The sequence below is a fragment of the Bacillus sp. LQ01 genome (genome assembly GCF_057624735.1).
Window position 1 is genome coordinate 72,833 of record NZ_JBYEZL010000008.1, and the last position, 13,064, is coordinate 85,896.

A 13,064-nucleotide genomic window follows, 5' to 3' on the forward strand; every position below is an offset into this window, starting at 1 on the left:
ACATATTAAATAAACTTAAAAACTACTTTCAATGTACATACGTGTAATTTCTGATTAAATACTCTTTCCATTCCTCATATTCTTTCTTAACTTCCGAACCAATTCATACAGTACAAATTTCTTGAATAATATGTTTTTTATCTACATATATATTCTTTTCTTAAAAAGGTAATTTTCTCTTACGCTTATCCCTTGTTTTTTTAAATTCTATGTGTCGATATGTATTAAACATACGAGATGTAACTCTTTCATCGTACGCTTTTATAATTGCCTCACCTGTTAAATTCGTTGTAACAATTGTTTTTTTCCCTTGTCGTCCATCAAAGAGTTTAAATAACACACGATTTACAAATGCTGTTGCTTTTAAATCATTAATATCCATATCCCCTAGCTCTGCTCCTAGATCATCAATGACTAATAAATCCATAGAAATTAGCATATTTGTTATACTATGCTCTGTTTCACAAGATTGCGTATTAAATGTCGAACGTATGTAATCAAAGAGTTCTGAACTTGTAACATACATAACTTTATCCGAACTTTGTTCATTCATTTCATGCGCTATAGAGTATGCAATATGACTTTTTCCGGCTCCAACTTTCCCCACAAGAATCAAATTAAATCGAATATCATTTAAATAGTCTGTAAGAGCCTTTTTAGCTAAAATTAAATTCTTTTCATCCTCTTCACACTCTGATATAAATGTCGAAAATCTAGCTAATTTAATAGTTTCATCTTTAATAAGACTCTGATCGTAAAATATACTTTTACGTTTTCTTTCCTCTTTCTCATAACGAAAAACATTCATTTCTTTTTCTAACCTTCTATTTTCTTCTTCTAAACGACATACTGGACAAATCGTTTCACCCTGAATCTCCATCAATCTTACCATTCGCTTCCTCTCCTGATTACATATCACACATGTTTCAGAAAGGAATTTCATTTTCTTCGAAAGACTTTGTACTATATCTGTTACCTTTGTTAAAGCCATTTGATTTCACCATCTTTCTCTGCTGCAAATATCCCTCAAATTTAGTTCCAAACAAGGTTTCTGGTCTTAAATATTTTGCCTGTTCTGTATAAAGCCATTCTTTCGCCTTCGTCTCAATAACTTCTTTAAATTCATTTATATTAAATCCCTCTTGTAGTCTAGATTTAATTAACATTTGTGTCTTTTTAGTTGAAATACGATAACTTGTATTACATACACTGTTGAGATAATTAATTATCTCTACTATATCTTTTTGAGTGGTATTCTCTGAGTTAATCTTTTGTGTAGTCTCTGGTATTGGTTGAGACATATTATCATTTTCCATCATGACAATATGTTCTTTTCGTTGAGACAATTTGTCACAATCGTTATCTATTTCTAATTCAACTAGTCTGTCATAATTTATTGAATACCATTTTGTTTTATCAAACTTTAATTTGTTATAGTTACCACTTATCAATAAATTAAACTCTTCTAGATTTTTAACAATACGTTTCAACGTTCTTTCATTCCAAAACGGGAATTGTTTATGCCAATTTGTAATGCTATTATAGACCCAATAACGATCATCATAATAATGTTTCGAGCGCTTAAGCCAATAATGTATTTGTTGAAGAAAAATTGCCTCGTTCAATCCAATCTTACTTGCTAATCGAGGTAATACTAATAATGGCTCATCCTGTATTAGCAAACTGCTCATTTTATCTTCCTCCAGATTTTTTCTTAAAATCAATATATTAAGCTTCTTAAATATTAAAGGTTTTATTATCCAAAACCTTTAAATTTCCCAACCTATTAATACTTTTATAGCTTGATTAGCTTGCTTCCTTGTAAGATCACTCAGTGATTGAATTTTAAGTTTTACTTTTAATTTATTTTTGATTTCCTCTTTTGAAATTACTCCATCATATTTCAATGCTATTATATGCATTTTGGCATAAATCATTTTTAACTGTTTATGCGAAAGCTTTTCCGATTCAAAACAACTAGGATTTCTAAATTCTTCATTCTCATTAGTACTCTTGCTGACATATCCTTGTTTTTTTGTCACTCTAAAAACCATGATTAATCCTCCTTACAATAGGATTTCCTATAAGATTTGTTTTTTAAGACGATAGTCTTTCTTTTCTTACACCACATTCTCTGTTAGCCAATTCAATAAAAATGCTTTCGTTTCTTTAGCCGGAAAATACCATGTCCCGCCCACTTTAAATTTTTGAACACGCTGATCAAAAAAGAATTCTTTTTAAATAGTACTCCACGACATGCACGTTCTTTTTAAAAATTCCCTTGTATCCCAAAATACAAATTCTGCATCCACTTCTTTAAGCTTTTCTTCTAATTTTTCTAAATATAATCTTCTGATTGCTCTTTCATCTACTTGAATATTTAGCATTCTATATTTCATCTCAATTTTTATATACCAAATACACTTTAGCGTTTCATTTTTTGAATCTCTTTCCTTATTTTCCAAGTAAAAAACTATATATGAAGTACCTTTAATAGTAGAATTATTAGATATTTGGTTTAAAATACCCCAATAAACATCCTATAATCCAGATATAAATACGTGCATTTTTGTCACAAATTATTTAAAAAAAGATCAGGGAATAATTCTTCTATAGATTTCTCTAAATAGCACGATAGCATATGTGCCTCTTTCAGAGTGAATTCACTTTTATTATGTTCTTTTGCCCAATATGTACGTGGAGAAACATTAAGAAAATCAGCAACTTCTTCAATAGTTTTTCTCTTTAATTTTCTTTCTAAAAATATCATCTTGTGCATTTTTGTCACCTCTTTTCAAATTCAAATATAGTACTACGTGACAAAACAGTCAAGAATTTTTTTACCAAATCACGAAGAAAGTTGCATTTTTGTCACACCAATTATATAATCAATCAAGACGGAGGTGACAAAAAGTCATGAAATCATTCGGTTTAAAATTATCTCAATTGATGAAGAAAAATAATATGACAGACGAGCAATTAGCTGAATTATTATCTGTTAGTAGAACTACTGTTTTGCGGTGGAGAAATGGTGAAAGAAGCCCTAAAATGTCAAAAATATCTCAAATTGCTAAGATATTAAATGTCTCTGCAACCTACTTTATTGATGAAAATGAATCCTATTGTCCTGAAGATCACGCAATTACCAAACGGAATATTCCCATTTATGGTACAATCGCAGCTGGTAAACCAATTGAGGCTATAGAAAATGTAATTGGGGATATACAGGTACCTGATATCATTTTAGATAAATATGGATTTGAAAAACTATTAGCACTTCGTATAAACGGAGACAGTATGAATAGAATTGTACATGATGGACATATAGCTGTACTTGAGAGGACAACAAATATAAATAATGGCGACATTGCCGCTGTACTCATCAACGGATATGACGCCACTTTAAAAAGAATTTACAAAACCAATAATAGAATTATCCTAGAACCAGATTCTTTTAATCCTAGTATACATCCATTAATGTTTGATTGTACAGATATAGAAAATTGTCCAGAAATAAAAGTAGTTGGAAAATACATTTGGAGTTGTGCACCAATTCAATAATATTTCATCAATGAATTAAGTTATTTTTTAATAAATTTTAAAGTAAAGGGGATTTCTCCCCTTCTTTTTTATAGCAGGAATTTATCTTGTCTAGTTTCAGGAAATTTTGATTTTTCTTGTGTGTTTTGTGGGTGAATTACTCTTCTTTCAAATAAAAGTGTTTTACCTACAACATAAAAAAACTCAGCACGTTTTGTGTCAAGGGTTTGAAACACTTATTATAGGGACATATACTGTCCGCTTTCGCCTCTTAAACGTTCAATCATACTTGGTACTTCTTCAAAATCTATACTTGAATGCTTTTTCTTGCTCAATACAAAATACCTCCCTTACAAATTATAACAAATTGAATCTTGGTAAAACAAAAAGAGATGTCTTAGTAGTATACCTAGGACATCCCCTTCATTTTATAATATCAAGATTCTATACATCTCTAATAAATAAATATTTATTCTACCTAAAACATCGTATTGTCATTAGCTGCTTCACTTGGAATCTCTTGAATTACATTCCAGTGTTCGACAATCTTTCCATCCTTGTTACGAAATATATCGACTATAGCAACTCCCTTATCTTGAGAATTAGTACGAGAATATACATGAAGAGCAACTGTATCCCCTTCAGCTACTACACGTTTAATCTCTGCAGAGGAATTAGGGTTTTTAACAAAATTCTCCTTAAAGAAATTCATAAAGGCTTTTCGTCCATCAGCAACAAAAGGATTATGTTGCTTATACTCTTCACCTACATATTTTTAGTAAAAAAACTCATAGTTGAATTTAATGTATCTAATTCCTTTTATTATCAGAATAAGCCTTTACAACAACTATTTATTATTTTTCATTTTATTAATTCTATAATTTCTTTAATACACTTACCATTATCCATTGTTATATCTAATTTCTATTTAAAACTCTTCTTTGTAAGTTTATACCTATATATCGTGTTAAATTGTGTGTGGCAAGATAAAACAAGCTGTTAAATTTAATTATTGTTAGGTAGTTTCTACGGTATGATATTATCACACAATTAGTTATACATAAAAAAAGGTTTTCTGCCATATAACAGGAAACCTTTTACATGTTATTAACCTACAAACCTAAAATTTCAACAATCTGACGGGCCTTAGCATTATCTATATAATAATGCATCTCTAACCCTCTTCTTTCTGAGCGGAGTATGGTTCCCCTCAATTTTGATAAATGTTGTGAAACAGTGGATTGTGGAAGTCTCAATATCTCCGTTAACTGTGTAACATTGCATATTTTATGTTGCATTAATTCATTTACAATTTGTAATCGAACAGGATGTGCCATTACTTTTAATACATCTACATCGTCTTCATGGATTTCAGCTAGATTTCTTTCAGTTATTAATGTTGTCATTTCACATTCTCCTTTATTATTAATTTCTATTTTCCTTTTATCCTTATAATTAATACTTATAGCTGATTACCATTTGTCCTGTTGAGAAAATATATTCTCTTTTTAAAACAAAAAGGACACCAATTCATAAAAACGTTTTTTACTGCTTTAATGAATTGATGCCCTCTAATTTTTTGACCAGAATATATCTTGTTTTAATGGATATTTTCAATTCCTTTTTCTCACATCTAATAAAAAATTTGTATTTTCTTTAAAATCCATATTAAGAATATCTTCAGATCCTGAAAGCATAAGTTTGCGGCAAACTTATGCTTCCTATCACATTCCACACCAATCAGGATAATTAACACTATCAATGTAGTACTAACTATCTTAATTGAATATTAGTAATAGTAAGTCTAAATATTATCAATTCACTTTATATTACATGTATGTAAAAATAATGACATGATAAGCTTTTTTAAATTTTTCTCCTTGTAAAGATTTGAAAATAGCATTTCATTACTCTCCTTACTGTTAATATGCCTAGAAAAAGAACCCTATAGGGTTCTTTTTCTGTTCATTCCCTAAAGTCCCATATTAATAAAAAAAGAAGAGGGATATATCCTCTCTTCACCAATAAAATCGAACATCTTTACACTTAAGGAAGGGCATACATTCATCAAGAGATGAAATGAACAATAATAGTTCACCTAGTGAATTATAACATGAACCCAATTCCATTAATAGATAATATTAACATTTATGGAATAATTGTTACAAAATTGTTAAGTATCTTAATATTAAAAGGCTTTATATGTATGTAAATTGAAAATGGATAGTGTAAGGATAAAATATAAGGGGGATATATCATGTTTAACAAAAAACAAACATTCGTAACAACGGTAACAGCTTTAACACTAGGATGTGGATTTACATTCGGATTAACACCGGCCTTTGCAGATTCTAACAAAATTTCCGCCAACAATATTCCTGTTCATTCTATTCAGAACCAAGAACAAGAACCTTTTACTGGATATGTCATTTCAGTAGAGAACAATTATTTAGTAGTTGCAGCTACGCCTACAAAAGATGAAGCTCTTGCTTATCAACATGATTGGTGGGATCTAGTTTCTCAAAATAAGATTTTAAGAGTTCCTGTTTCAGATGATGAAAACTACACATTAGGTGAGAAATTAAATGTATATGCAGCTGCATGGACTAAATCCCTACCACCAATAGCTGTTATGCCTACAATTGAAAAAGTATTTCAGTAGGTAATATTTCCAATAATTTAGCTATCCCATATAAAAAGGAGTCAAATAGCGACTCCTTTTTATATTCTTTTTTTACCTTTCCCTAGATTCCTTACCTTCTCATACCCCTAATATTTAATAACATGCCTCTTTCTCACTAGCTAATACAATTTTCATCTTAGGAATTATTCATCGTATTATTTATTTGAATCCTTATTATAGTTTTAAAAAATATCCATTATAAAAAACGTATCCCTACCTACATTCACTTATACAAAATTAAGAAATAAATAATTTAAAAAGAAAAATACTACAACAAAGAATGTCCATTTGTTTCTTTTTGTTGGTTTCCAGCATGTTGTATATAAAAAAATAAAGCACTACCTGTCATTGTAATTAAAAAATTTGATAATAATCAATCATCTGTAATACTCCCTCCATACAAAAATAAACTCAACGAAATATTCACTTAAAAAACCAACGTATGTAAAAAAACAGCTACAATTCCATTCATAGTTTTAAAAATTTGTCCTCCTCTTCTTCTAAGAATATTCTAAATCTCAGATAGATTATCTTATAGCGCCACCTTATGTATGCAGAATTACATATCAAACTATATTGAAAATCATTCTCACTGTAACTATAATGGTTTCAAGAAGTGATATTTTCACTTCCTTTTCAAATCTCAAAATATATTAAAGGAGGAACTAGCATTATGAAAAAAGTTATTTTAGCAGGGGCACTAGGGATTGCAGTACTATCAGGTATGAATTTACCAGGAGTAGAGGCACCAAAAGCGAGTGCGGCAACTACGAATTTAGAAATTCAAGAAGTTACAAAATATTACTCTATGAATTCCTATGAAGTTTCTCAAAAAGAATCATTTAATCTTAGTAAAGGGGAAGAACTTACAGTCTTTGTACAAAATTCCGGGTTCCCAATTTCTTATACAGTCTTTGATGCAGATAATCAAGTAATTGGCACATACAATGCTAATTCACCATATGGTCGCGTATTCAAAGCACAAAAAGACGGTAATATTTCTGTTCAATTTCAAGCAGGAGTAAATTCTTCTTACATGAAGAAAATGAATTTCACAGCTAAATTTGCGGTTTCTAAACTTAACCAACAATAAAAAATGTAACGATCCTCTTTAAAAGCAAATTAAAAAGGTATATCCCTTCAATGGGATATACCTTTAACTTTAGTGAATTTTATATTGACCAGATAATTGCTCTTGCGCCATACGAACTAAACGTTTCGTAATCTCTCCACCTACTGAACCATTTGCTCGTGATGTTGAATCTGGTCCAAGTGTAACGCCAAACTCCTGAGCAATTTCATACTTCATTTGCTCAATTGCACTTGCTGCCGCTGCTATTAAGATTTCGTTTGAATTATTATTTTCGCGAATTTGCATTTTTTAAACACCTCCGTTGAATTTGGTAATATCATGCTCTATTTCCAACAAAATATACAAAAAAATTATTCGTTTAGCTATTTTACATATATACCTAATCTTTCATCTCTTATGTAAGAATAAATAAAGGTATAGGTCATACTCTATACCTACACCTTCTCCTATCCTACTTACTTTTGAATTCCCCTATTAACCCCTGTAACTCTTGCGAGAGCCAATTTAAAGAATTTGCTAACTCTGCAATACCTTGTACATATAGTTCTTGCTCTTTCATACTTGTCTCCACATTACTACTGCTATTCACATATGTATTTGCAATGTGTGATAATTCATTTACAAACTGAACAATTGTTTGATTATCTTTTAAAATGTCACTTGAATTATTCGAATTCGCTTTAATTTGATTTGTAACAGATTGTGCAGATTCTGAAATCTTTTCAAAGAAAGCACCACTACTTTGAACAAGTGTTATTCCTGATTCAACTTCCTTTGAACTCTTCTGTATGGATTTTACAGCTCTCTCTGCTTCAGCCTGGGTTTCACCAATTAATTTAGCTATATCCCTTGCAGATGCCTCGGTTCTTTCCGCTAATATACGTACCTCGTCCGCGACACCTGAAAATTCTTCTCCCATCTCTCCAGCACATGAGGATTCAGTAGAAGCATTTAAAGCTAATGAATTTGTTTGATTTGAAATGGTTGTAATTACAGTAAGAATTTCATGAATTTCCTTAGATCGTACTTCTAATGCATAAATACTAGAAGATACATCCTGAACTGTATCTTTGATTCTTTTCATTTGATTCACGATTTGCTTAATCAAATCTTTTCCCTTTGCAGAATGCTGGTCCATGTCTTCCAAAGCATTGCCAACTTGTTTTGCAGCTCCTTTAATTTCTTTCATCTTACTTTCCATTTCTTGAACAATCCCTAAACATTTTTGCACTACATATTCATGAGAATGTGCTCCTAAATTTAATCCTGTAATAGCACTTGCAATTTCTTTAAAGGCTATGCTATTCTCTTTTGTACTTACCGACAATTCCTGTGAAGATGTCGACACCTGTTCAGCAGTCTGCCTTACTTTATCTATAATACTATTAAACTTTTTAATAGTATTATTAAAATAGATATTAGTTATTCCTATATCATCAGATCTTTCATTCAATTTAATACTTAAATCCCCTTCACCAACTTTACGTAACCCTTCTTGTAAATCCTTTAAAGGCGATAGAGAGTTTCGTGAGATAAATATTTGAATTGTAATTGCGATTGTTAATGAAATTATAATAAATAGTAAACCTTGTATCATAAATTGTTTCTTTGTAAGAGGAATAATAGAAGCATCCAAATCCGCTGCAACAATTGCAATTATATTTTTATTTTCATCTGTAACTGGCTCTAAAATTGTTACCCAGAACCCTAATTCATCTTCATACACTTCTGTCATTTGTGCCTGTTTTGTTTGTATTACTTTATCATATGTTTTCATCCAATAAGTAGGCTGCTCATAATATTCACCTGGTTTTACAGAAACAGTATTTGCTAATTTTGTATCCAAAGCTACTATTTGTAATTCAGCTTTATTATTTAGCTTGGCTCCTGTAACATATGTTTGCCCAACACTTTTCATATCTTTTATAGCTTTATCTAATTGCTCTGTCAATTTTTCTTTCTTCTCTCTTTGTGCTGTGGGGTCTTTTGCTACATCTTTTACTATTTCTAGATCTAATTGATTTAATACTGCATCACCTGTTTCAAAAGACTGCCTCTCAAATATAGACATGATACTACTTTGAAACATATTAAAACTTAACGCTCCTATACTTCCAACAAGGGTCAGAATTACTAATACCGTTAGTAATACATTTTTTTGAAGCAACGATAGCTTATGCCAATATTTTTTCATTGATTTCTCCTTTCTTATTTTCAACAATACAAAAACAAAGTAGTAACATATTAAGAGGTTCTCTTTCTGTTATTAATTTAAACTTTAAAATAGCATACTAATCGTTCAACCAAACGTTCCAATTTTTTTCATTTACAATTGCATCTTTTATATGTCCAGCTGCTCCTGGAAATCTATTAAAAGGAAGACGTAATACTTCTACCACTTCATCTTTTCTATTTGTACTGATTTCTTCTAAATCGATGATATTAAAGGATTTTCCTATAATAATTGCTATAATGTTTAATAGACGACTAAGAATATTTAAAATTCCATATTTATCTCCTAAAGATTTTCAAATTAGATTTGTTGCAGTACCTTCAGCGAGGATTTTTTATAATATCGTTAGTTTTAAATAAAGATAAGAATTTTTAAGAGCCCCATCTTTAGTTATTTTTATCTTGCAGAACAATAAAATCTGAAAGTTTAATTCAATCTCCTATTTTATAACTTTTTTCCTTATTTTTCTATAACATTATAATATTTACCTGTACAATCTGAACGCGGACTCTTTTGGCCTTTACCCTTCAATTGTCTTAAATTCATATGAGGTAGCGCAGAAAGTAAATTTTTAATAAAAAACTTTTGTATTAAAAAATGCAAAAATACATACTCCTCCAAAACTATATGCACTTAAATATTCATATAGTAAAATAAACAGTACAAGCGTGTCCTATACAGCATATTTCCTTAACGGGCTTGATACTATATTCATCATAAAATTGGTGTGACCTTAATATCTCACTTAACTCTTTAATATTTTAATATTAACAATATAGTGTTAATATATCCCTACTTTATCGCTACACCTACATATAAGCCAAGAATTCAATTACAGAACGGTTTTCATCAATAGTAGACAAAAACATGTCAAACAAAAAGAGACTCAATTATTTATTACTTTTCGTATAGATGTAATAAAAGATTATAGGAGAAATATATATGCTCAAAAAAATAAATAAATTTATGTTTGCTTTGCCTACCATTTCTTTTGTTTTTCTTATTTTATTAGGATCATTTTTATTTGTAATACCATTAGATCTATTCTTACCTGAAATACAAAAAAACCCAATAACAGAAGCACCTCTTATTCTTCAAGTTTTATTAGGGGTATTAGCGGCACCTATATATGAAACAGTAGTTTTTCAAGTATTTTTATTTTGGCTATTAAGTTGGATTCCTTACATTAAAAATCGCGATTACCTTATCATTTTAATAGCTTCAATTATATTTGGATTAAATCATCAATACGGAATCACTTATATAGTTGGTACAACGATAATTGGTCTTTTATATAACTATGCTTATTGGGTATATAAAAAAAAGAATGAAAAATATCAGGTTACCATGTCTGCTTTTTGGGTTGTTTTTTTGATTCACTTATTACATAATTCTGTTGCTTTTATAGCTTCAAATTTATCATTTTAGCCAAGAAGACTCCTTCCTCAAGGAGCGTAAAGGGTCAAAAAGCCAATTAAATAAATGCATTTGCTTGTCCCATGGGATGTATTTTAGAGTATGCGACAACGGATCATAAAGGATATCATCAATATAAATCCAACCCAGAAGACTACGCTGTTTGTCCGCTACGTGAGGTATGTTTTTCAAAGTACGCTGTTCAACTATAGAGCGAAGCTTTGCGGACGCCAAAGAACTACATGGCTATCGATATGCTCGATTTCGGGGGCTGAAGTCTGTCAAAATGCAGGCTTATCTCACCGCAACTTATCAAAACATGAAAAAAATAGCCCTCCATCTGACCAAAAAAGGTCTGGTGGAGGGCTATTTTTTTGAAACTCTATTATTTTATGTTGTTTTTATTCACTAAAATCAAAAACAAACTCATCTTATGACCGCGTTTCTTCTTACGAAATTAAGTAATTGTTTCAATAGCTGGTTTTTTAGTCATAGAATTACTTTCTCTCTCAGCTTTATTATTCTGTTCTTTCGCCTAAAATTCCAATATCCCCATTACTTCCTTCGTAAATAGTTTGAAATCAGTTAAATGTTTTTCAATAATTTGACGAACAATATCTAAATTTACACTTTGATAATCATGAACAGCAATATTACGAAATCCAACCATCGCCTTTAACTTATTTGCTAGATCAGCGCTAAGTAATCCTGCTGTAACCAATAAATCAAAGGCCTCTCGACTAGATTGGGGTAATCCTAATTTTTTCCCTGCAACAATATGCATTGCTAAATCAATACTCGCTTCACAAGCTCTTTGTATATTCAATATTATTGAATCTTGTTTTGTAAAGTCCTCTAAATTTTCAGGGTCATTTCCATACACATCTTGGATTCTTTTTATACAACGCTCTATTGTAGAAATTTTATTTAAAATAACCTCATTCTTCATATATAGAACCTCTTTTCTTTATATCATCAAATACTACCTGTCGTTCTTCATTCAATTTTGAATACATTTTTAAGGTTTTCATTTCAAAAATAACCTTACGTTTTTCATCCGAACAAAATATTGTCTTACCTGTATGTATAATCTGAGCTTGAAAAACTGTAGAAGCTTCGGATAAATCAACTAAATCAACATCTCTATGAACAATGTTAGCTAACTCCTGTGCTAATAAAAAACGTTCATAGTTCCCTAATGTTGTGTCACTTACATAAGCTATATCAATATCACTATCTTCTCGTTCTCTGTTCTCAGCCGTTGATCCAAACACAATTATCCAATAGGGATTCACCGTCTCTTGTAATTTTTCTATAATAGCTGTTATCATGCTTTGAAAAATCATTTAATTAATCCCCCTTATTGTACTTGAATTTTATTATATCATAACCAATCATAAATCCTTTAAACGACTATAAATACGTAAACAAAATTAAGCTTTTTTAGTACTTAACTCCTCACAAAATCAGAAGCTTATTTCTGACCTAAAATTATTATAGTTCAGGGGTAGATATATTGTAGCTTTGGATCTTAAATAATTGTTAATAATCCAACACTTGCCTGTTAAATACCTTTTATATTTTCTTCCTGCAAAAGCAAAAGACTGACAATAACTGTCAGCCTCTTACTTTAACAACTCTAAAGAACTTTAGCCTATTTCACAATATACATTCTAATAGTTTGAGGATATATTGCTCTAACAAAGCATTATATATTAATCCACCTTTACTTTTTCTTTTACCTTTGTAGGGAGTTCATCTTTTTTAACTTCTTCCCAAGATTTCACACCTTTTTTCTCAGAGTAATATATACGTAAAAACGCTTCTTTACGAAGATTTTTTAACGCTGTAAACTCCATTTCTTTCTCATTACCATCCTTATCAAATCCAGGTAATTTATATTCGTAAGTCGTATCCCCATTTACATTTTTCTCTTTTAATTTTTCACCATCCTTGGTAATTTGCACATAATATGTATCTGTACCAAGACGATTTAAATTACACCCGGATAACACCACAGTAAACATCACAAAAACGCTACACATAAGCACTATTTGTTTCATATTATTCACCTCATATCTTTTCTCACAAAAATTATA

The 13,064-nt window shown here is 30.2% G+C and carries 14 protein-coding genes and 3 pseudogenes; 5 read left to right on the forward strand and 12 right to left on the reverse strand.

The features are described 5' to 3' along the window. Window positions 1–160 precede the first annotated feature (160 nt). From AC22L0_RS27345 to AC22L0_RS27365, 5 genes and pseudogenes are all read right to left on the reverse strand, one after another. The gene (locus AC22L0_RS27345) at window positions 161–991 is read right to left on the reverse strand and encodes an ATP-binding protein (protein ID WP_050428218.1); all 831 of its coding nucleotides are present in this window, start codon (window positions 989–991) and stop codon (window positions 161–163) included. After that, complete coding sequence (locus AC22L0_RS27350) at window positions 927–1,691, reverse strand: conserved phage C-terminal domain-containing protein (RefSeq protein WP_000096618.1); 765 nt, start codon at window positions 1,689–1,691, stop codon at window positions 927–929. Before AC22L0_RS27350 ends, AC22L0_RS27345 begins: the two co-directional genes overlap by 65 nt. Window positions 1,692–1,769: 78 nt before the next feature. Further along, the gene (locus AC22L0_RS27355; protein WP_000231991.1) at window positions 1,770–2,054 is read right to left on the reverse strand and encodes a hypothetical protein; all 285 of its coding nucleotides are present in this window, start codon (window positions 2,052–2,054) and stop codon (window positions 1,770–1,772) included. 66 nt (window positions 2,055–2,120) lie between these two features. Then, window positions 2,121–2,387: pseudogene (locus tag AC22L0_RS27360) on the reverse strand (group-specific protein). Window positions 2,388–2,572: 185 nt separating this feature from the next. Then, window positions 2,573–2,779: a helix-turn-helix transcriptional regulator gene (locus AC22L0_RS27365; protein ID WP_000549412.1), complete on the reverse strand. Its 207-nt coding sequence runs from the start codon at window positions 2,777–2,779 to the stop codon at window positions 2,573–2,575. 137 nt (window positions 2,780–2,916) lie between these two features. On the opposite strand from AC22L0_RS27365, the gene AC22L0_RS27370 reads away from it, so the two are divergent. After that, entirely contained in the window at window positions 2,917–3,561 is a 645-nt protein-coding gene (locus AC22L0_RS27370; protein ID WP_000834513.1) for a LexA family protein, read from the forward strand. A 457-nt stretch (window positions 3,562–4,018) separates the two neighbouring features. Here the strand turns inward: AC22L0_RS27370 and AC22L0_RS27375 are convergent. Next, window positions 4,019–4,315: pseudogene (locus AC22L0_RS27375) on the reverse strand (nuclear transport factor 2 family protein); the annotation flags it as partial. 337 nt (window positions 4,316–4,652) lie between these two features. Continuing rightward, on the reverse strand, window positions 4,653–4,946 hold the full coding sequence (locus AC22L0_RS27380) for an ArsR/SmtB family transcription factor (protein ID WP_087965280.1): 294 nt from the start codon (window positions 4,944–4,946) through the stop codon (window positions 4,653–4,655). Between the two features lie 851 nt (window positions 4,947–5,797). On the opposite strand from AC22L0_RS27380, the gene AC22L0_RS27385 reads away from it, so the two are divergent. Together AC22L0_RS27385 and AC22L0_RS27390 are read left to right on the forward strand one after the other, a co-directional pair. Next, window positions 5,798–6,202, forward strand: a complete 405-nt coding sequence (locus AC22L0_RS27385; protein WP_000482313.1) for a DUF3221 domain-containing protein — start codon at window positions 5,798–5,800, stop codon at window positions 6,200–6,202. 694 nt (window positions 6,203–6,896) lie between these two features. Further along, complete coding sequence (locus tag AC22L0_RS27390) at window positions 6,897–7,316, forward strand: hypothetical protein (protein ID WP_084065910.1); 420 nt, start codon at window positions 6,897–6,899, stop codon at window positions 7,314–7,316. A 69-nt stretch (window positions 7,317–7,385) separates the two neighbouring features. On the opposite strand, the gene AC22L0_RS27395 is transcribed toward AC22L0_RS27390, so the two are convergent. Both AC22L0_RS27395 and AC22L0_RS27400 read right to left on the reverse strand, forming a co-directional pair. Then, on the reverse strand, window positions 7,386–7,601 hold the full coding sequence (locus AC22L0_RS27395) for an alpha/beta-type small acid-soluble spore protein (RefSeq protein ID WP_001167049.1): 216 nt from the start codon (window positions 7,599–7,601) through the stop codon (window positions 7,386–7,388). A gap of 166 nt (window positions 7,602–7,767) precedes the next feature. Continuing rightward, window positions 7,768–9,510, reverse strand: a complete 1,743-nt coding sequence (locus AC22L0_RS27400) for a methyl-accepting chemotaxis protein (RefSeq protein ID WP_087965282.1) — start codon at window positions 9,508–9,510, stop codon at window positions 7,768–7,770. Between the two features lie 981 nt (window positions 9,511–10,491). Between AC22L0_RS27400 and AC22L0_RS27405 the strand changes: the two genes are divergently transcribed. Together AC22L0_RS27405 and AC22L0_RS27410 are read left to right on the forward strand one after the other, a co-directional pair. Next, a complete protein-coding gene (locus AC22L0_RS27405; RefSeq protein WP_087965284.1) occupies window positions 10,492–10,977 on the forward strand; it encodes a CPBP family intramembrane glutamic endopeptidase in 486 nt (161 codons plus the stop codon). Between the two features lie 50 nt (window positions 10,978–11,027). After that, a pseudogene (locus tag AC22L0_RS27410) lies at window positions 11,028–11,377 on the forward strand (transposase); the annotation flags it as partial. A 123-nt stretch (window positions 11,378–11,500) separates the two neighbouring features. On the opposite strand, the gene hepT reads toward AC22L0_RS27410, so the two are convergent. From hepT to AC22L0_RS27425, 3 genes are all read right to left on the reverse strand, one after another. Further along, entirely contained in the window at window positions 11,501–11,914 is a 414-nt protein-coding gene (hepT, locus tag AC22L0_RS27415) for a type VII toxin-antitoxin system HepT family RNase toxin (RefSeq protein WP_000787540.1), read from the reverse strand. After that, complete coding sequence (gene mntA, locus AC22L0_RS27420; RefSeq protein ID WP_000577226.1) at window positions 11,904–12,311, reverse strand: type VII toxin-antitoxin system MntA family adenylyltransferase antitoxin; 408 nt, start codon at window positions 12,309–12,311, stop codon at window positions 11,904–11,906. The genes hepT and mntA overlap by 11 nt, the downstream gene beginning before the upstream one ends. A gap of 369 nt (window positions 12,312–12,680) precedes the next feature. Then, entirely contained in the window at window positions 12,681–13,028 is a 348-nt protein-coding gene (locus AC22L0_RS27425) for a YxeA family protein (protein WP_087965286.1), read from the reverse strand. Window positions 13,029–13,064: the final 36 nt, after the last annotated feature.